Raw genomic sequence first — 18811 nt, 5'->3', positions numbered from 1 at the left:
AATAGTAATACTATTATATTGCAGTTAAAATAAAATATCTATGAAGCAACTACTTGCTCAATTGAAGATTGAAGTAAATAATAATCTTTATGTAAAGGATCCTGAGTCGTCAGATCTGGGGAAAAAAATTGTGGAGAATAGTATTATCCTAATTGATGAAATTGGTTTTGAAAATTTTACATTTAAGAAGCTTGGAAACCAAATAGGGTCAAATGAAAGTTCCATTTACAGATATTTTGAGAACAAGCACAGGTTGTTATTATATCTCGCTTCCTGGTATTGGGGCTGGAAAGAATATCAACTGGTCTTTGCTACCGCGAATGTTACCGATCCAAAGAGGCGTTTGCAAATCGCAATAGAAGTACTTACCAGGAAGGTTGAAAAAGATTCTTTCATATCTCATATTGATGAAGTTGTGCTGAATCGAGTAGTTATCAATGAATTTTCAAAAGCTTATCTTAACAAGCAGGTGGATAAGGAGCATAAAGAGGGTTTTTTTGAGGTTTATAAGCGGCTAGCCTTCAGGTTGAAGGAAATGATCCTGGAGGTTGATAAAAAATATCCCTATCCGGCTTCCCTGGCAAGTACGATTCTGGAAGGTTCACTTCATCAGTATTTTCTAAAGGAGCATTTTTCGGAGCTTACAGAGTGCGACGAGAATATCTCGCCATCAGAATTTTTCAATCATATGGTATTAAATATTTTAAAACTTAAAGATAATGGCTAAAAATTCAGCCTCTCCTCTTCGGCGCCTTTACAGTTTGCTTAAGTTGGATCGTAAGGACATATTCCAGACTTTTTATTACGCAATCTTCGCTGGTCTTCTAAGTTTGTCAGTTCCCTTGGGGATACAGGCAATTGTAAACCTTATACAGGGTGGAAGAGTAAGTACCTCTTGGATAGTCCTGGTGGTACTGGTTACCCTTGCCGTTGGATTTATGGGTATCCTTGAGCTCATGCAAATAAGAGTAGTGGAGAATATTCAGCAAAGGATATTTACCAGGGCGTCCTTTGAATTCGCATATCGTTTCCCGAAAATAAGAATGAATGACTTCGGAAATTCTTATCCACCTGAACAGGCTAACAGGTTTTTTGATGTACTTACCGTTCAAAAGGGGGTGGCTAAGCTGTTACTTGATTTTCCGGCGGCTCTTATACAAATCTTGTTTGGTCTTATTCTGCTTTCTCTTTACCATCCAACATTTATCATTTTTGGACTACTGCTTTTAGGGTTGATATTTCTGGTTTTTAAGTTTACTGCGAGGCGCGGAATGGAGACCAGTCTGGATGAATCTAAAAGTAAATATAAGGTGGCTCACTGGCTTCAGGAAATTGCAAGATCACTTCTTAGTTTTAAACTTTCGGGAAGAACCAGTCTTTCTTTAAAAAGAAACGATTTGTATACAAGTAAATATTTGAATGCGAGAGAAGGCCATTTTAATATTCTCAAAATTCAGTATGTAAAAATGATCGTTTTTAAGGTGCTTGTAACTGGCGGATTACTTTCAGTTGGAGGGTTACTTGTTCTCAATCAGGAAATGAATATTGGGCAATTTGTGGCAGCCGAAATCATTATTCTTTTGATCATGGGATCTGTAGAAAAAGTTACCAAAGGCTTAGATTCAGTATATGATCTGCTTACCTCTCTTGAAAAACTGGGGGAGGTTTTAGATATGAAACTGGAAAAGCTGGATGGAGAAAACACGCTTCCTGAAGGGCAGCCTCTTTCCATAGAATTTTCTAATGTAGATTATGTTTCAGAAGATAATGCGAAAATCATCTTAAAAGAAATAGACTTAAAGATCGAACCCGGCGATAGAATTTATATTGATGGTCCTAATGGAAGCGGGAAAAGTAGCTTATTAAAATTGATTGCCGGGGTGACTGAGGCTTCTTCGGGGAATGTCTATGTGAATGATCTTTCGTTGAAGAGTATTAGAACTAATGAATATCGCAGTCGCATAGGGGTGGTTTTTCCTGAAGAAGTTCCTTTTGAAGGTACCCTCATGGAAAATCTTACGTTTGGAGATCCTTCTGTTTCAGAAAAGGAAATCATGGAGGCAATAAAGGTAGTTGGTCTTTCTGATTTTTTTAGGCAACAAGCTAGTGGTTTAAAAAGTGTGATTTATCCCGAAGGTAAATTCATATCTAATCTTGAGCGTAAAAAGATTATCCTGGCCAGAGCTATACTCAAGAAACCAGATCTTCTTATTCTCAAGGAACCTTTAGAGCTATTTGATAGGGAAGACGCACGTCAATTGGTAAATTTTCTTACAGATACGAGACATGGATGGTCACTTGTTGTGAGCAGCCGTAATGAGTTATGGGAGGAAGCATGTTCAAGAAAGATCGTTTTAGAGAATGGTTTTATTAAAAATACAATAGACAAAAGAGATGCTTAATATTTCTAAATATTCAGTGGAAGACAGGGTAAATCTGGAAGATTTTGATTCCGGTAAAAAAGCGTTCCATAAACGACATTATAAATATTTTAATCGATTTCTTCTGGGCATCAGCTTGTTTTTACTGATAATACTTTTCCTGCCATGGACACAGAACGTAAGTGGAAGTGGATATGTGACCACATTAATGCCTGAGCACAGGCCTCAAACCATACAGTCACCTATTCCTGGAAGGATAGAAAAATGGTTTGTACAGGAAGGGCAACTTGTTCAGAAGGGAGATACCATACTTCATATTTCCGAAGTAAAAGGAGAATATTTTGATCCTTTATTATTAGAGCGTACCGGTGAACAGTTACAGGCTAAGTCGGGCTCTGTTGATTCCTATAGTGATAAGATCACAGCGCTTTCAAACCAGATCCAGGCTTTAGGAGAAGAAAGAGCCCTCAAAGCTCAACAGGCAAGAAATAAATTGATGCAGGCAGGACTTAAGGTAGAAAGTGACAGTATTGACTTAGAAGCTGCCAGGGCAAATTTTGAAATCGCACAAACACAATTAAAGCGTACTGAACAACTCCAGCAGGAAGGCCTTAAAGCGCTGCCCGATTTGGAAGAGAAACGCCAGAAGGTGCAGGATGCGCGGGCAAAGTTAATTTCACAGGAAAATAAATTACTGGCCAGCAGAAATGAATTGATTAATGCAGAACTCGAGATTAACAGGGTTGGGGCAGAATACAATGATAAGATTTCTAAAGCGCGAAGTGATTTGTCAACAGCGCGATCAAGCCAGTATGATGCAGCAGCTCAGGTTAGTAAATTACAAAATGATTATAGCAACTATTCCATAAGGAACCAAATGTATTATGTGCTGGCTCCACAAAAAGGTTATATAAACAAAGCTTTAAAAGCCGGGATAGGGGAATCTTTTAAAGAAGGAGAGAAACTGGTGGAAATCATGCCGGCAGAATACGAGCTTGCCGTAGAAACTTATGTGAGACCTATTGATGTTCCATTATTACATAAAGGAGAAAAAGTCAGGGTGCAATTTGATGGTTGGCCTTCCATCGTTTTTCGAGGATGGGAGAACCTCTCTTATGGAACCTATGGTTCCCGTATAGTGGCTGTGGATAATTTTATAAGTAAAAATGGGAAATATCGGGTTCTTCTTGTTCCAGATCCAGATGATCACCCCTGGCCTAAAGGTATCCGAATTGGATCGGGTGCTACGACACTTGCTTTATTAAAGGATGTTCCTATCTGGTATGAGATATGGCGAAATCTTAATGGTTTTCCGCCAGATTATTATGATCCTGAAGTAGCAGATGAAAATTTTAAAAAGGACCAAAAATGAAACTCCTTATAACTACATTATTGGTATTAAAGGTTGCATTTCTGGCAGCACAGGATACAGTCCCGAAAAACCTTGGTTTCACTGAATATTTGGCATATGTTAAACAATACCATCCGGTAGTACGCCAGGCCCAACTGCATTTGGAAAAAGGCGAAGCCGAATTACTGAGAGCCCGGGGAGCGTTTGATCCGAAACTGGAAGTGGATTATGATCGTAAAAAGTTCAAAGGAAGTGAATATTATGAACTTTTGAATTCTACTTTTAAGATCCCTACCTGGTATGGACTAGAGCTTAAGGCCGGCTTTGAGCAGAATGATGGTTTGTATCTTAATCCACAACGCACCGTGCCTCCAGAAGGACTTTTTAGCGCCGGTATTACTTTATCTGCTGCTCAGGGCTTGATCATGGACAAAAGACGTGCTGCTTTGCGTTCGGCACAGGCTCTAAAAGACCAAACAGCTGCAGAAATGGAGCTAATGGTAAGTGAGATCCTTTATGAGGCTTCCGTGGCGTATCTGGAATGGGCACGATTGCATCAACAGTCGGAAGTATATAATGGTTTTGTGGATAATGCACAAAGACGATTTCAGGGTATAAGCCGGAGTGCGGCTACAGGAGAGATCGCTGCAATTGATACCGTTGAGGCCGGGATCGCTTTGCAGGACAGATTGTTGCAATTGGAGCAAACCAAAATTAAGCTGCTTAAACAACGACTGGAGGTTTCTAATTTTCTATGGCTTGAAAATAATGTTCCTGTGGAGCTCCAAACAGAGATCAGACCTGATTATATTCTTTTTGAAGATGAGATTCCTGGTGAGGATATTGAGTTTTTATTGCCAGGTTACACCCTGGAGGAGCATCCAAAAATACAGGCTATGGAGTCCAAGATTGAAGCCTTGCGCGTTCAACGTCGTCTCAAAATAAACAATCTATTACCAAAGGTAGACCTGGAATATAATTTTCTCACTCCTGATGGAGACCAGATTGGTACTTATGACACTTCCAATTATAAGGCAGGACTTAAATTCAGTTTTCCGCTTTTTCTGAGAAAAGAAAGAGGAGAGGTCAAACTGGCAAATTACAAATTGGAAGACGCCTCACTTGAAGTAGATTTAAGCCGAAGGAAGATCGAGAATAAAATAGACGGACTTTTACAAGAACTGGAGTCTTATATCAGGCAGATCAAGATCAGTGAGGAAATGGTGGAAAATTATGAGCAGTTATTAGCAGCTGAAGAACGAAAATTCAGTTTTGGGGAGAGTTCTCTATTTCTAATTATCTCCAGAGAAAGCAAGCTAATTGACGCTAAGCTGAAGCAAAACGAACTGCTTACGAAATTCATGATCGTAAAAGCAGAATTTTACAGGAGTCTTGGAAGCTTTCCAGAGATTAGGGAGTAAATTTTGAGATTAATTAACTGAATAATTTTTGATCTCTTCCAGGATCTCCTGCACGTTCTTTTCGGTTTTATAAAGTTTATCCTTACAGATCTTTAGTAGTTCTGAAGCTCTTTTGATGCGGACATCCAGATCATCAATATTAATTTCTGAATTTTCCATTTCAGAGACGATTGCCTGAAGCTCTTTAAATGCTTCGGTATATGTGATTTTATTGTTCATGCGTTGAGTTTTTTTCTGTTTTTTCAATTCGGCTAAAGATCTTTCCGCCGTAAACCGAAGTTTCCAGTACTACTTCGGGGTCTATTTCTTCCGGTTTTCTGATAGCTTTTCCATTTTGACGGCTTATGCTGTAACCACGCTTAAGAATATTATCAGGTGACAGCAGACGAAGCTTTTCTTCTGAAAATGCGATTTTTTGAAGGGAATCCTTCAGGGTATGTATGCTAGTATCCTGAAGACGCCTTGCGCAATGTTTAAGTTCATCCTGTTCAATTCGAAAGCGTTCCTTGGAATCTGTCAACAGGGATTGAGCCATTCGGGTCAGTTCAGATTTATTCCTGTCCATAGCTCTAACCGTTAGGGAATTGAATAGCCTTGCTGTTTCCTGTAATCCCGATCTCTGGTCTTTAAACAGCCAGTTCAGTTCTTTTTCGAGTTTTTCCGAAGCCCTTTCCAGGGGATTGGCGATATCATGAAACTTTTGAAGCAGGAATTCGGCGATCTTTGTGGGGGTTATAAAGCTTTGATAGCTCACCAGTTCACTCACTGTTTCATTGGTAGAATGGCCAATTCCTGTTAAGACGGGAATGGGAAAAGTGGCAATTTTTTGAGCCAATGAATACTCATCAAAACAGCTCAACCCAATTTCACCCCCGCCACCGCGAATAATGGCTACGGCATCAAAAACTTCAGAGTACTTTTCAATGCACTCCAGTTGGTGACTAATAGTACTTACCGCACGATCTCCCTGCAAAATTGCAGGAAAAAGCAGGTGATGTACTTTATAATTCCATTGATTATTATTGATGACATTTAAAAAATCCTGGTACCCTTTACTGGTTTCTACAGATATTATGGCCAATGTTTTAGGCAGGAGCGGAAGATGCCGGGCTTTATTCGCCTCATAAATATGTTCTTCCTGAAGTTTTTTAATGGTCTCTGCCCGGGCCCGGGCCAACTCTCCAAGGGTATACTCAGGGTCAATATCAAGAATATTTAGCGCGAGGCCGTGAACCGGGTGAAAAGTTACCGATCCCTGGATCACTACCGTCATATCATCCTTTAATTCTTCCTTGAGAACTGTCCTGAATTTGCGGTTAATATTTTCGAAGGTGGTGTTCCAAATATTTCCGCGGAGTTCAGCAATGACCTTCCCATCCTTTTTTTCAACCAGAGCCGGATAGCAGTGACCGGATTTTGAATAATAATTTAGCTTTACTATTTCCGCTTTTATCCACACCACCTTATTGGAATGTTGAAGGATGACATTCTGAATAGAGCGGGTAAGTTGCGATAATGAATAAACTGTTTTTTCTGCCAAAATAGGAGTTTAGGAACTCTCGCTAAACTACGAATTTTGGGCTTAAGTTCAGAAATTAGCCGGTTCTGGAAATAGATTATTTCACTTTTGAAAAAAGGGAAGATCTTTACAATTCTTCCTACTTTTTTACCACTTCTTTAACCTTTTGAGATAGTGGTATTTGGATATGCCTACGCTATTTTTGGTTCTGATATTCAGGTAATTAAAATTAAGCAGCATGACTAATTTTCTTTTTGTTGCATCAGAAAATGATGCCATTAATAATTGTAAAGTAGGAGGAGTTGGAGACGTAATTCGTGATGTTCCCATTCAAATTTCCGATAGGGGAGACCAGGTTCATGTGGTGGTTCCTTCCTATTCAAGATTGCATCTTTCCGGAAAATTGGTCAGGAAGCTGGAAATTGAACTTAAAGGGGAAACTTATGTTTCATGCATTTACGAAGTTCCCGGCAAAGAAGCTCGGTCAAACATTACTCACTATGTGATCCATCATCCTGAAATTGAAGCCGGAAATATTGGAGGGATCTACCATCATGATGAGGAGCCTTTTTTTACAGATGTGGTGAAATATATAATCTTTTGCACTTCGGTTGCGGAAGCCATCAATAGAGGTGTTTTTGGAAAGCTGGATATTGTGCACCTGCATGACTGGCATTCCAGTCTTCTCCTATTTTTGAAAAATTACCATCCTGAATATAAGACCCTGGAGAGGTTAAGGTTTATCTACTGTATTCATAACCTGGCCCTTCAGGGTATAAGGCCATTTGAGAATAGCTATTCATCCCTTAAAAACTGGTTTCCAGAGGTGAATTTCAGCTACGAGGATCTACGTGATCCCAGATATCCCGATTGTTTTAACCTGATGGCGATGGGAATTCGGTTTGCCGATTCGGTGCATACCGTTTCCCCGTCTTACAAACAAGATGTACTCTTACCGAGTGATGCCCCGGAATTCATAGGAGGGGAAGGACTGGAAGAGGACCTTAGAAAAGCCGATAAAGACAAGCGTTTTCATGGTATACTTAATGGTTCTAATTACCACGGATTAAATGAAATAAAAAAGAATCAACTGTTCCAGAATATTGTGACCACGATATTCAGACAGCTCCAAAATGAATCAGATCGCTCAAAAGCGGAATTTCTGGCACATACAGGAGAAAAGGTAGTGCCTCTGGTTAAGAAAAAACCAAAGTTCATATGTGCAAGCGTGGCACGGTTAACAGAACAAAAATTCTATTTTTTTAAGCGTACACCCGAATCCTTACTTCAGATCCTGGACAGGCTGGCTGAAGTAGGTGGAGTATATGTGCTTTTAGGAACAGGTGCGGCAGATTATGAGTCTTTGTTAAGAGACATAAGTTATAAAAGAGATAATTTCATTTTCATTAATGCTCAGTGTGAAAAGGTGGTGAACTCCATTTACAGGGATTCAGACCTGTATTTTATGCCTAGTCTTTTTGAACCCTGCGGAATAAGTCAGATGCTGGCCATGCGTCACGGTCAGCCTTGTTTGGTGCACCACACCGGAGGTTTGAAAGATACCGTACAACATGTTCATACCGGCTTTACCTTTGAAGGAAAAACTTATGATGAAAAGGTTTATAATATGGTTGAAAGTTTTAAAGAAGCCTTGCATTTCTTTCATAATGACAAGACCACTTGGAAACAGATCCAACTGAACGCCCGAAATATGCGATTTACCTGGAAGAAATCTGTTGATGAATATTACAGGTTATTATATTCTTCAAACAATCTTGAAGTACAGATAGCATAAAAAAACCGCCGGCAATCCCGGCGGTTTTAATATTATCCAATTAGAATAAGATTAGAATTTGTAATTTAAAGCAAGACTGAAGTTTGTACCGAGTTGTCCCATTTGCTGTACTTCTGAAGAATATAAAAATCTTCCACCGGCACCAGCAGTATTAGTCGAAGCCTTAGTAATATCAGGATATACATCAAATATGTTATTTATCACCCCTGTTAGGGTCAACCTGTCGGTAAATCCATATCCTAAACTAAAATCCGTAACAATTTTCGCGTCTAATTCCTGATCTACTCCTCCAGATTCAGGGGCTGTTACGGTTACGGTTCCAAAGCGGGTATTGTTCAATTCAAACTCCCAATCTCCAGTATCATATGAAAGGCCTAGAATAATTTTTGACTTAGGTCTTGAATTTATTATTAAGCCTTTTTCTTCCCTTGCGAAGATGTTATACCCATTTTGAGCAAGTGCAGTAGGGGTTGTAATTGCATCAATTTCAGTCTCGTTAAAGTTGGCTGCAAGTGTCGCTTTAAAACCACCAAAATTGTTATAATTTAAAACTATGTCAGCACCCCTTGTTTTGGTGTCACCGGCATTGATAAAAAATTGAACCGCTTTTACGTTGTTGTCTTGGAGAATTTGTTCGACAGGATTAGTAGTATCAGGATCTCCATCCTCTCCAATTTGAGAAGAGAACAATATTCTATCATCAACATTGATCTGGTAGAAATCAACCGAACCATAGAAGTTTCGGGAAAATTTATAGGTCAATCCTGCGGAAAAGTTTTGTGACGTTTCAGCGAATAAATTTGGAACTCCTAGAGCCTGAACTGCCGGATTGTTATTGGCCAATGTTCCTTGTAATTGTGGTTCACTTGATCCGGCAACAATAATATACTGACTATTGGTAAGGTGACGTTGATGCAAAGTGGGAGCTCTAAATCCTGTGCTATAAGAGCCTCTTAAAGCGCCATCTTCCCCTAATTTGAATCGACCGTTAACCTTCCAGGAGAAATTATCTCCAAAGTCGGAGAAATCTTCATATCTCCCGGCAACGCCTAATAATAAAGCTTCTGTTATGTCATAATCAACCTGTGCATAAATAGCCATGTTATAACGATCCCATTTACCGGCTTCAGCAGGTTTGATCCCTGCAAATGAATCTGAACCTCCTTTATAATAAGAACGTTTATCACCTTCATAAGCATAGAAATATTCCTTTTTATATTCGAGTCCGGTAGCTACATTAATGTTTTCGGTTAATAGTCCATTTATATCAAGGCTACCAATGATGTTTTGAAGCCTATAACCTCCGGGATGGAAGGTAGTAGGTGAGGTTCCGTGGTCAGCTAAATAGTCACGGTTCACAGAATTATTTACCGTGTAGAAAACAGAATTAGCTCCGTATGTTCCGCTCAGGTCTGCGGTCCAGTTCTGGCCAATCCGGTATTCAAGCCCCAGAACATTCATATGATCATCGATTTCGGTTTCAAATGTTGGCTGGTAGCCAAGAAAATCTTCAGGTCTGGTGAGAAAACCGGCGTCTGCCACGTCTTGTCTCCAGTAAGGAGCTCGATAATACGCAAAACTTTTACCTGTTCTGGTGGTATAGCCATGAAAGGAATAAAAATCAATATTCTCACTTACCGCATGCCCTAGGTTAACGAACAGATCCTTTTTTTCCATTTCGGGCTGGCCTACTGTCATTCCAAGATCAGGATTGTCTTCCACCCATTGAATTTCATTGGGACGTGATTCATCCGTTATCTCAATATCTCCAGGAGTTCCTGCACGATTCGTTGAATTCTGCTTATAATACCCTAATGTCAGGTTGATGAATCCATCCTGCCCAAAATTAAAAGCAGTATTTAGATCTGAAGAAAAGTTAAATCCGTCTCCGTCCGAGGTGATTCCGGTACGGGTATTAAAAGTGGAAAACTCGACATCCTCTTTAAGAACCATGTTGATCACACCAGCAATGGCATCAGAACCATATTGTGCGGAAGCACCATCTCTTAATACCTCGACATTTTCAATCGCCGCCGTAGGTATACTCTTTAAATCAACCCCTACTTCTCCTTTTCCAGGAGTTCGGTTTAAGTAAACCTGGGCACTCTGATTCTTTCTTTTTCCATTAACCAATACCAGGGTTCTACTAGGGCCAAGGCCACGCAGGTCGGCAGGATCGTAATGAGCAGTCGCATCTGAGATGGCTTGATTTTGAGCATTAAAGGAAGGAACTTTAAATGTCAACATCCGATCTATAGTGGGTTTACCACTTTTAGTAAGTTCTTCCACTCCAAAATTGTCAACAGCTACCGGTGAATCAAGGATGGTTCGAGCCTTTGTTCGGTTACCCGTGATAACGATCTCATCAAGTCCGAAACTCTCTTCTTTTAATGTAATTATTATATTCTCTGAGGAAGTGATTTGAACTTCCTTTTTCTCGAATCCTAAAAAAGAAGCTATTAGGGTTGTAGGTAATCCGGAAACTTCAAATTTAAAATTTCCATTTTCATCTGTTGTAGCTCCATTATTTGTTCCTTTTTCCTGGATTGAAGCAAATGGGATGGGACCTCCCGAATCATTTAATAATTTCCCTGAAACCGGTGTCTGAGCCCAGCTTATCAGAGGAAAGAACATTATTAAAGTTAATAATTTTAAATGTTGAACTCGTACCAACATAACTTGAAATTTTAGGGGTTAAGCCGGCCAAGATTAAATAATTATTAGGATTGCGCAACTAAATTTCAACAATGCGTAGCGATAAATACGGCATAAATTAAAATAAAAATGTTAAAATTTTGAAACTTTAACGCTTTTTGAGCCTATATGCTGCATTCAGAAATTGCTCTGAAATTGTCTCATTTTAGGCTTTGAACCCCCCTGTATTTAAACGTTCAAAGAAGAACTTAAATAATCTTCAATTTTTTCTGGTTTTGTGGTAGGCGAAAATCGCTTTATAGTTTTCCCATTTTTATCAATCAGAAATTTGGTGAAATTCCACTTAATGCGCTTTCCCAGTAATCCACTTTTTTCTTTCTTTAAATATTGAAATACCGGATGTGCATTTTTTCCATTGACCTCGACTTTTGAGAACATAGGAAAACTAACCCCGTAATTGATCATACAGCCTTCTTCAATTGATTGCTCATCTCCCGGTTCCTGGTTTCCGAATTGATTACAGGGAAATCCCAGAATCACCAGTCCCTGATCTTTATATTTTTGATATAAGGATTCTAATCCTTCCAATTGTGGGGTAAGACCGCATTTAGAAGCAGTATTTACAACCAGCACGGTCTTTCCCTTAAATTCTTCCATGGAGATTTCTTCGCCCTTAATATTGGTAGCTGAATAATTATAAAAATGATCAATCATGTTTTCGATTTTATGATCTTAAAAGTAATGGATAATTCTAGGGAAAGGAATTTCAGTCAATAAGAATTTTTTATGGAACTATTTTAAGCGCGAAATTCTGTACCAAACTATTATTAAAAATAAGTAATCCTTTCATTATCAATCATAAAGTTTCCCTATAAAGTATAATATAGTTTCCTGTTCAATGTTTATTTACTAATTTTTAGAAAAAAGAACTATGGATACCCAAAACAGGAAAATTGAGAGTTTTTTTTCTTCGAGAGAGGCTGCGGAAGGCACCCTGGATATTTCAAAAGAGGATATTAAAGATGCTTTTTTAAAAAAGTTATTTTATGGTCTCGGGAGAATTCCGGCAGTAGCGACAAAAAATGATCTGTATACTGCTCTTGCCCTTACCATTCGGGATAAGGTTTTTGGCAGGTATGTTCGGTCTCTTGAACAATTCGCTGAAAAAGATGCCAGGGCGATAGGGTATCTATCAGCAGAATATCTACCGGGTCCTCATTTAGGTAATAATTTGCTGAATTTGGAAATAATGGACGAAACCAGGGAGGCACTGGCTGAGTTAGACCTGGATCTGAAAGAATTACTGGAACAGGAGGTGGAGCCCGGTCTGGGAAATGGTGGTTTAGGAAGGTTAGCATCTTGTTATCTCGATTCCATGGCCACTTTGGGAGTTCCCTCCATAGGATATGGAATCAGATATGAATTCGGGATATTTAACCAGAGCATCAAGGATGGTTGGCAAGCTGAAGCTACCGATAAATGGCTTCATTTCGGAAATCCGTGGGAAGTAGTGAGACCAGAGATCGCTTTTGAGGTTAAGTTTGGAGGTCACACAGAACATTCCTATGAAAATGATAAACTACATGTAAAATGGATTCCCAATACAGAGGTGAAGGGAGTTGCATATGACACAGCTATTTTAGGATACCAGAGCAACGCCATCATAATGCGTCTCTGGAGTGCTGAAGCTGTCGAATCTTTTGATTTTTCGGTTTATAATGTGGGCGATTATTATAAAGCTGTTGAGAAAAAGATGCGCTCAGAAAATCTTACGAAGGTGTTGTATCCTAATGACGAAAATCTTTCCGGAAAAGAACTACGTCTTAAGCAGCAATATTTCTTTGTGAGCTGCTCTCTTCAGGATATCATTCGGTTACATCTTTTACAGGGTAGAAAATTGGAAGATCTCCATGAAAAGTTCACGCTTCAGCTTAACGATACACATCCTTCAATTGCCGTTCCCGAATTAATGCGGTTACTGGTAGATGAGCATGCAATGGAATGGGACGAGGCATGGGAAAAAACTAGAAATACTTTCGCTTATACCAATCATACCTTATTGCCCGAGGCGCTGGAAAAATGGTCTGTAAGTTTACTGGGGAAAATCTTACCAAGACATCTTGAGATCATTTATGAGATCAACAGAAGATTTTTGGATGATCTAAGAAATCTGAAGTATAATGGGGAACAAATAGCCAGAATGTCCCTGATCGAGGATTGGGGAGAGCCGGCGATTCGAATGGCCCACCTAGCCACCGTGGGGAGCTATAAGGTAAACGGAGTTTCGGAATTGCATTCCAGGTTATTGCAAAAACAAGTGTTGCATGACTTTGCCCAACTCTGGCCTGAAAAATTTACTAACGTGACCAATGGGGTTTCCTACCGTAGATTTTTGGCAGTAAGTAATCCTGCCTTGGCCGATCTAATCACTAAAAAGATCGGAAACCAATGGCTGCAAAACCTGAATGGGATCAAAGAACTTGAAAACCTGGCCTTAGATCCTGATTTTCAAAAAGAATGGATTGCGGTTAAACTTCAGAATAAAAAACACCTGGCTAATCATATAAAGGAGCGAACCGGTATTGAAATAGAACCAAGCATGCTCTTTGATATTCATGTAAAGAGGATCCATGAATATAAAAGACAACATTTAAAAGTCCTTCATATTCTTAGCTTATACCTGCGGATACAAGCAGGTAAAGGTGATGGAATCTCACCTACGGCCTTTATTTTTGGAGGAAAGGCTGCGCCGGGCTATTTTATGGCAAAACGAATCATTAAGTTGATCACATCTGTTGGTGATCTTGTGAACAATGACCCCCAGGTCAACGGAAAGCTAAAAGTTGCATTTCTTCCTAATTTTAGTGTCAAACAGGCTCAAAAGGTTTATCCCGCTGCTGATCTTTCTGAACAAATATCCATGGCCGGGAAAGAAGCTTCGGGTACAGGGAACATGAAATTTGCTCTTAACGGGGCATTGACCGTTGGAACTTTGGACGGAGCGAATGTTGAAATTAGAGAAGAGGTAGGAGAGGAGAATTTTTTTCTTTTCGGGCTAACTACAGATGGGGTCCAGGAAGCAAAAAAGCAAGGCTATAGACCTTATAATTATTACGAGGAAAATGATCATTTGAAGGAAATTCTGGACTTCCTGGTTTCAGGAAAGCTGGCTAAGGGAGACAAGGAACTTTTCAGGCCTATCTATGACAATTTGATACACCAGGACCCCTATTTGGTCTTGAAGGATTTTCAATCTTATATTGATTGTCAAAATAAGATCCATACAGCATGGAGAGATCCTGAACGGTGGGTAAAAATGTCAATTTTAAATGTAGCGCATATAGGGAAGTTTTCATCAGATCGTTCTATAAAAGATTACAGTGACAATATCTGGGAACTGGAGGTAATGAAGGTTTAGAGGCCTATTCGCTATCAACTGCTCTTTTAATTTTTTCCAGGTTGGCCATTTTTTTAGGCTGTCTATGCTCTTTACAAAAATTGGTGTGATACCTATGATTTGACATGAAGTCAATTTGTATCTCATTCCATTCTTCAAGACTCATTTCTGGATGAAAATGCAATCTTTCCTGATAGAGCAGGTTTCCGAATTCTTCGAATTTTTTCGTGCCCAGATATTCCAGATCGGCATCTGCAAGAATTTTCTCCAAAAAGGTTTTTGGTTTCTGCGGAATTCTTGTGGCCATGATCATGCCGCAGATCTTTTTGATTTGAAGAGCATCTAGATCGAACTCTTGCAGCTCATTTCCTGCAATCTGGCAACCTAATTTTTCATGATTTTTGGGGCTTATCAGGAATCCAGAATCATGATAAACCGCAGCTATTTTAAGCAAGAGGAGGTCTTCATCTGAGACATTTTCTTTACCAGCAATCAATATAGCTTTATCAAGTACATATCTGGTATGTTCCGGACTGTGGTAATGAAGCCAGGAAGGGAGACTATTCTCCAGTTGGGACATTATCTTTTGGTATACTTTCTCGAACATGATCTTTAAAAGGGTCATTAATAGTGTGTTTTCCTATACCGCCTTTTACTTCCTTAATTCTTTGGACAAAGAAGAAGGCGTTGGGGTCTATGGCCAGAGTAGCCTCCTTGATCCTATGTATCTCAAGTCGGGTTACAATGGTCATTACAATATCGCAATCGTATTTAATTTCAAATGAGTGAGGCAGATAGCCGCGTTCCCCTTTATATACGGTAATTGCTTTTTGGAAGTCGTTCACAATAAGAGATTTTACCTCTTCACAATCCTTAGAAATTATGGTTAAGGCGGTAAATTCTTCAAAACCATCCACGACATAATCTGATGTCTTCATTGCAGAAAAATAGACCAAAAAAGAATACATGGCAGTTTCAATATCAAAAACATATGCTGCTCCTAAATATATAAGGCCATTAAAGGCCAGTATGATCTCGCCGGTAGTGAAACCGGAATTTCTGGTAGTGTAGAACGCAATGATCTCCAGTCCGTCAAGGACTGCACCACCCTTAATAACCAAGCCAATTCCCAGTCCTATAAAGAATCCTCCAAAAACGGCAATAAGTACCTTATCTTCCGTTACCGCAGGTATTTGTATGTAATGCATTAACACTGTCAACAGGATTATGGACAGTAATGCCCGTAAGGCGAAAGTTTTTCCGATCTTTTTATAACCTAAATAAAGAAATGGAATGTTGAAGATCACCAATAAAGCTGTAAATGGGACATTCAGTATTTCTTCAGCCAAAATAGAAATCCCGGTAACGCCGCCATCTAAAAAGTGATTCGGTAAAAGAAAAGCTTCCAGGGCGATCATTGCAGAAATAACTCCAAGAATAGAATAGATAACAGATGATGCCGAAAATAATGCTCGCCAATTTATACTGTTTCCGTGTATCATGATAATTTCTATTCAATTAAAAACATGAAGATTGGTGGATCAAACCTGTTATTTCCAGGTTTTACCATCATCATTATGCCGGCAGAAGCATATTTAAAATTTGATTCTGAAGGGTTTGGCCGGTTAGGAAACCAGGATCCTGGTAAACCTGACGTTTAAATTAACGATATTTATTAGGACTATACTTTACTTAACAAAGTTTTAAGAATATAATCGACTCTTTAATTACTGATAGACAAGTGATTACGGTTTGGATTATTTTAAAAATGAAAGAAAATCCCTTAAAAACTGTATTTGGCAGTTTGTTTTAACTCTTTCACCGAAAAACATCTTAATTCGAAAATTAAATTAGTAACTTAATATTCAGCTAATTAACCAAAATTTTAAAGTGATGGAAGAAAAAAAAGATACCGTGATTACGGTGACAGTTGATACTGAAAAGATCAACCTAAGCAACATCAACCAATGTGTAGTATTTACTGATAATAGGGATGACCCATCTCAACAGCCGGGGGATCCTGAAAATTATGTTTCTACTGTGGATAAAAATATGAAAGCTATTTGGGAAGGTGTTTCAGAAAATGGAACTGATAGTGTTCAAATCACTAATATTGACCTCAAAGGTAATGATGATCCAAAAATTCTCAAGGATTCTCATATTTCTTCAACTAATGGTATAGTAGAAGCTAAAATAAAAGACAAGTATGAGTCTGGCGAAGAAGCCTATAAATTAACTTTTACAATAAATAATAGTAATACTTCCTATCCGGTAGATCCTAAGCTAAGAATGAGTACTGAATGATAATGTATGTATCACTTTTTAAAATTCACTTTTTTATTTCTGTTCTTAATTTCGGGTAATGTTTTTGCTCAGGATGAATTTGAGATAGATAGTCTTAAAAGGCGTTTAGCTTCCAGACCTTCTGAAAAGAATAACCTTGAGCTTATTAAAAATATTCTGGTTAAATCCCAAGAACCAGACAGCATGCTTAAATATTCCCGCATCTTATTAAATTCCTCTTTGGCTGCAAATAACAGAATATTTTTATATGATGCATATCATTCACAGGGTGTTGCGTGGCGGTTAAAAGGAGAGTACCACAAATCTGTTGATTATTTATTTAAGGCCGCTGAGATGGCAGAAGTACTTGATGAGAAAGTCAAATTGGCCATGACCAATGTTGAAATTGGAAATACTTATTCAGAAAATAGAAACTCTTCCCTTGCTTTTGAATATTATGATCGGGGATTGAAAATATTAAAGGAAGCCGATCAGACATTAGTGATTGGTCAAACCATGTATAATATTGGAGATGATCTTATTCTAGAAAATGAAATCGATTCTGCATTAGTATATACCGAAAGGGCAAGGAAAATATTTCGGGACTATAATAAAAAGAAGTATGAGGCTTATAGCCTGGGAAACCTGGGGCGTATCTATGCAAAAAAAGGAAATGTAATAAGAGCTGAACTTTACCTTAACGAGGCTATCAAGATTTTGGAAAAGTTCAATGACTATAATGCCATTACAGATTTTCTTGCAGTCATGTCAGATATTTACCTGGACCGAAATGATATTGGATCTGCGATCGAATATGGAAAACGAAGCCTGGAAGCCGCTGATAGATATAAACTGAAAGGAGATTTAGAAAATATTCACCTTAAACTTTCAAAAATATATGAAAAAGCAGGTGATCTGGATGAGGCTTATAATCACTATAAGAAATATGTGCTTTATAAAGACAGTATTAAAAATATCCAGTCCATAGAGAATATGGCCAACCTTAGAACCAACTTTGAAATTGCACGTAAACAAACCGAAGTAGACCTTCTTAATGAGCAGAAAAAAAATCAAAAAACAATTGTTATTGCCACTTTAGTTGCATTACTATTGATCTTGCTTCTGGCTTTTGGTCTATACAGAAGAAATAAATTCATTGGACGTACCAAAAAGATTATAGAGCGAGAAAAGAACAGGTCAGAGATCTTACTTCTGAATATCCTGCCTCAGGAAACAGCGAATGAATTGAAGGAAAAGGGTAAGGTCCAGCCAAAAAAATTTGATGCTGTCTCTATTTTATTTACCGATTTTAAAAACTTCACTCATTATGCTGAAAACCTATCTCCGGAAGAACTGGTGGATAGTGTGGATTTTTATTTTTCCGAATTCGACAGAATCATGGAAAAATATGGTTTGGAGAAGATTAAAACCGTCGGAGATGCCTATATGTGTGCTGCAGGAGTTCCTTTTCCCTCAAAAGACCATGCCATTAAAGTAGTTTCAGCAGCCTGCGAGATGATTGAATTCGTTGATGAAGCAAAAAAGTTGAAGTCTGAAAAAGAAACACGTTTCGAGATGAGAATTGGAATTAATTCAGGGCCGGTCATTGCAGGGGTGGTAGGTACCAAGAAATTCGCCTATGACATTTGGGGAGATACTGTAAATATAGCTTCCAGAATGGAGTCATCGTCCGAAGAAGGTAAAATAAATATTTCCGAAAACACTTACGAGCTGGTAAAGGATAAATTCGAATGTGAATACAGGGGAGAGGTGCCGGTGAAAAGTAAAGGGATGATGAAAATGTATTTCGTGAAATGGTGTTAGTTGTTAGGTTTTTTTATTCTTATTTGGGGAATCTTCCTTTTTTGAAACCTGTCTTCTCAACATGATGATGGTATAAATGATCACAATTATAAGAACAATACCTGTGATCACTGCAAAACCCATTGGACACCCATAGTTCAATTCTTTCATAAATTAAATTTAGTAATTATTTGTTTTAGGGTTCA

16 protein-coding genes are annotated in these 18811 nt (G+C 38.6%); 9 read left to right on the top strand and 7 right to left on the bottom strand.

The window, feature by feature from the left end; all coding sequences use genetic code 11:
- Positions 1-40 precede the first annotated feature (40 nt).
- Genes ACFQ1G_RS08745 through ACFQ1G_RS08730 form a run of 4 tightly spaced genes read left to right on the top strand, consistent with a single transcriptional unit; the run spans position 41 to position 5153 of the window.
- Complete coding sequence (locus tag ACFQ1G_RS08745) at positions 41-727, top strand: TetR/AcrR family transcriptional regulator (RefSeq protein WP_380738674.1); 687 nt, start codon at positions 41-43, stop codon at positions 725-727.
- Positions 720-2402: a peptidase domain-containing ABC transporter gene (locus ACFQ1G_RS08740; protein ID WP_380738673.1), complete on the top strand. Its 1683-nt coding sequence runs from the start codon at positions 720-722 to the stop codon at positions 2400-2402. The genes ACFQ1G_RS08745 and ACFQ1G_RS08740 overlap by 8 nt, the downstream gene beginning before the upstream one ends.
- Entirely contained in the window at positions 2395-3753 is a 1359-nt protein-coding gene (locus ACFQ1G_RS08735) for an HlyD family secretion protein (RefSeq protein ID WP_380738671.1), read from the top strand. Before ACFQ1G_RS08740 ends, ACFQ1G_RS08735 begins: the two co-directional genes overlap by 8 nt.
- Positions 3750-5153, top strand: coding sequence for a TolC family protein (locus tag ACFQ1G_RS08730; RefSeq protein ID WP_380738669.1), 1404 nt, complete (start codon positions 3750-3752; stop codon positions 5151-5153). Before ACFQ1G_RS08735 ends, ACFQ1G_RS08730 begins: the two co-directional genes overlap by 4 nt.
- 9 nt (positions 5154-5162) lie before the next feature.
- Here the strand turns inward: ACFQ1G_RS08730 and xseB are convergent, their stop codons facing one another.
- Together xseB and xseA are read right to left on the bottom strand one after the other, a co-directional pair.
- Positions 5163-5372 (bottom strand): exodeoxyribonuclease VII small subunit, encoded by a 210-nt coding sequence (gene xseB / locus ACFQ1G_RS08725; RefSeq protein WP_380738667.1) that lies wholly within the window; start codon positions 5370-5372, stop codon positions 5163-5165.
- Entirely contained in the window at positions 5362-6693 is a 1332-nt protein-coding gene (gene xseA / locus ACFQ1G_RS08720) for an exodeoxyribonuclease VII large subunit (protein WP_380738665.1), read from the bottom strand. The genes xseB and xseA overlap by 11 nt, the downstream gene beginning before the upstream one ends.
- A gap of 217 nt (positions 6694-6910) precedes the next feature.
- Between xseA and ACFQ1G_RS08715 the strand changes: the two genes are divergently transcribed.
- Positions 6911-8467, top strand: coding sequence for a glycogen synthase (locus ACFQ1G_RS08715; RefSeq protein ID WP_380738663.1), 1557 nt, complete (start codon positions 6911-6913; stop codon positions 8465-8467).
- A 51-nt stretch (positions 8468-8518) separates the two neighbouring features.
- Here ACFQ1G_RS08715 and ACFQ1G_RS08710 read toward each other — a convergent pair whose 3' ends face one another.
- Both ACFQ1G_RS08710 and ACFQ1G_RS08705 read right to left on the bottom strand, forming a co-directional pair.
- The gene (locus ACFQ1G_RS08710) at positions 8519-11101 is read right to left on the bottom strand and encodes a TonB-dependent receptor (protein ID WP_380738661.1); all 2583 of its coding nucleotides are present in this window, start codon (positions 11099-11101) and stop codon (positions 8519-8521) included.
- Positions 11102-11350: 249 nt separating this feature from the next.
- Positions 11351-11836 carry a glutathione peroxidase gene (locus ACFQ1G_RS08705; protein WP_380738658.1) on the bottom strand — a complete coding sequence of 162 codons (486 nt, stop codon included), beginning with the start codon at positions 11834-11836 and terminating at the stop codon, positions 11351-11353.
- Between the two features lie 217 nt (positions 11837-12053).
- Here ACFQ1G_RS08705 and ACFQ1G_RS08700 point away from each other — a divergent pair, with 217 nt between their 5' ends.
- Positions 12054-14540: a glycogen/starch/alpha-glucan phosphorylase gene (locus ACFQ1G_RS08700; protein ID WP_380738655.1), complete on the top strand. Its 2487-nt coding sequence runs from the start codon at positions 12054-12056 to the stop codon at positions 14538-14540.
- A 4-nt stretch (positions 14541-14544) separates the two neighbouring features.
- Here ACFQ1G_RS08700 and ACFQ1G_RS08695 read toward each other — a convergent pair whose 3' ends face one another.
- Complete coding sequence (locus tag ACFQ1G_RS08695) at positions 14545-15144, bottom strand: HD domain-containing protein (protein WP_380738653.1); 600 nt, start codon at positions 15142-15144, stop codon at positions 14545-14547.
- On the bottom strand, positions 15080-16021 hold the full coding sequence (locus ACFQ1G_RS08690; protein WP_380738651.1) for a YitT family protein: 942 nt from the start codon (positions 16019-16021) through the stop codon (positions 15080-15082). The genes ACFQ1G_RS08695 and ACFQ1G_RS08690 overlap by 65 nt, the downstream gene beginning before the upstream one ends.
- Positions 16022-16045: 24 nt before the next feature.
- On the opposite strand from ACFQ1G_RS08690, the gene ACFQ1G_RS08685 reads away from it, so the two are divergent.
- From ACFQ1G_RS08685 to ACFQ1G_RS08675, 3 genes are all read left to right on the top strand, one after another.
- Complete coding sequence (locus tag ACFQ1G_RS08685) at positions 16046-16180, top strand: hypothetical protein (protein WP_380738649.1); 135 nt, start codon at positions 16046-16048, stop codon at positions 16178-16180.
- Positions 16181-16412: 232 nt separating this feature from the next.
- Positions 16413-16823, top strand: a complete 411-nt coding sequence (locus ACFQ1G_RS08680; protein ID WP_380738647.1) for a hypothetical protein — start codon at positions 16413-16415, stop codon at positions 16821-16823.
- Between the two features lie 6 nt (positions 16824-16829).
- Positions 16830-18626, top strand: a complete 1797-nt coding sequence (locus ACFQ1G_RS08675; RefSeq protein WP_380738645.1) for an adenylate/guanylate cyclase domain-containing protein — start codon at positions 16830-16832, stop codon at positions 18624-18626.
- Positions 18627-18629: 3 nt separating this feature from the next.
- Here the strand turns inward: ACFQ1G_RS08675 and ACFQ1G_RS08670 are convergent, their stop codons facing one another.
- Complete coding sequence (locus ACFQ1G_RS08670; RefSeq protein ID WP_380738644.1) at positions 18630-18776, bottom strand: hypothetical protein; 147 nt, start codon at positions 18774-18776, stop codon at positions 18630-18632.
- Between the last annotated feature and the right edge of the window lie 35 nt (positions 18777-18811).

The organism is Salinimicrobium gaetbulicola, from assembly GCF_042676025.1.
Taxonomy (GTDB): Bacteria; Bacteroidota; Bacteroidia; order Flavobacteriales; family Flavobacteriaceae; genus Salinimicrobium; species Salinimicrobium gaetbulicola.
The sequence above is the reverse complement of the archived record's forward strand: the minus strand, read 5'-3'. Positions and strand labels throughout refer to the sequence as shown.

Coding starts and splice junctions, on each gene's coding strand:
- ACFQ1G_RS08735 (WP_380738671.1), top strand. CDS start 2,395: ATGCTTAATATTTCTAAATATTCAGTGGAAGACAGGGTAAATCTGGAA.
- ACFQ1G_RS08705 (WP_380738658.1), bottom strand. CDS start 11,836: ATGATTGATCATTTTTATAATTATTCAGCTACCAATATTAAGGGCGAA.
- ACFQ1G_RS08685 (WP_380738649.1), top strand. CDS start 16,046: ATGAAGATTGGTGGATCAAACCTGTTATTTCCAGGTTTTACCATCATC.
- ACFQ1G_RS08700 (WP_380738655.1), top strand. CDS start 12,054: ATGGATACCCAAAACAGGAAAATTGAGAGTTTTTTTTCTTCGAGAGAG.
- ACFQ1G_RS08730 (WP_380738669.1), top strand. CDS start 3,750: ATGAAACTCCTTATAACTACATTATTGGTATTAAAGGTTGCATTTCTG.
- ACFQ1G_RS08695 (WP_380738653.1), bottom strand. CDS start 15,144: ATGACCCTTTTAAAGATCATGTTCGAGAAAGTATACCAAAAGATAATG.
- ACFQ1G_RS08670 (WP_380738644.1), bottom strand. CDS start 18,776: ATGAAAGAATTGAACTATGGGTGTCCAATGGGTTTTGCAGTGATCACA.
- ACFQ1G_RS08740 (WP_380738673.1), top strand. CDS start 720: ATGGCTAAAAATTCAGCCTCTCCTCTTCGGCGCCTTTACAGTTTGCTT.
- ACFQ1G_RS08675 (WP_380738645.1), top strand. CDS start 16,830: ATGTATCACTTTTTAAAATTCACTTTTTTATTTCTGTTCTTAATTTCG.
- ACFQ1G_RS08710 (WP_380738661.1), bottom strand. CDS start 11,101: ATGTTCTTTCCTCTGATAAGCTGGGCTCAGACACCGGTTTCAGGGAAA.
- ACFQ1G_RS08680 (WP_380738647.1), top strand. CDS start 16,413: ATGGAAGAAAAAAAAGATACCGTGATTACGGTGACAGTTGATACTGAA.
- ACFQ1G_RS08690 (WP_380738651.1), bottom strand. CDS start 16,021: ATGATACACGGAAACAGTATAAATTGGCGAGCATTATTTTCGGCATCA.
- ACFQ1G_RS08715 (WP_380738663.1), top strand. CDS start 6,911: ATGACTAATTTTCTTTTTGTTGCATCAGAAAATGATGCCATTAATAAT.
- ACFQ1G_RS08745 (WP_380738674.1), top strand. CDS start 41: ATGAAGCAACTACTTGCTCAATTGAAGATTGAAGTAAATAATAATCTT.
- xseB (WP_380738667.1), bottom strand. CDS start 5,372: ATGAACAATAAAATCACATATACCGAAGCATTTAAAGAGCTTCAGGCA.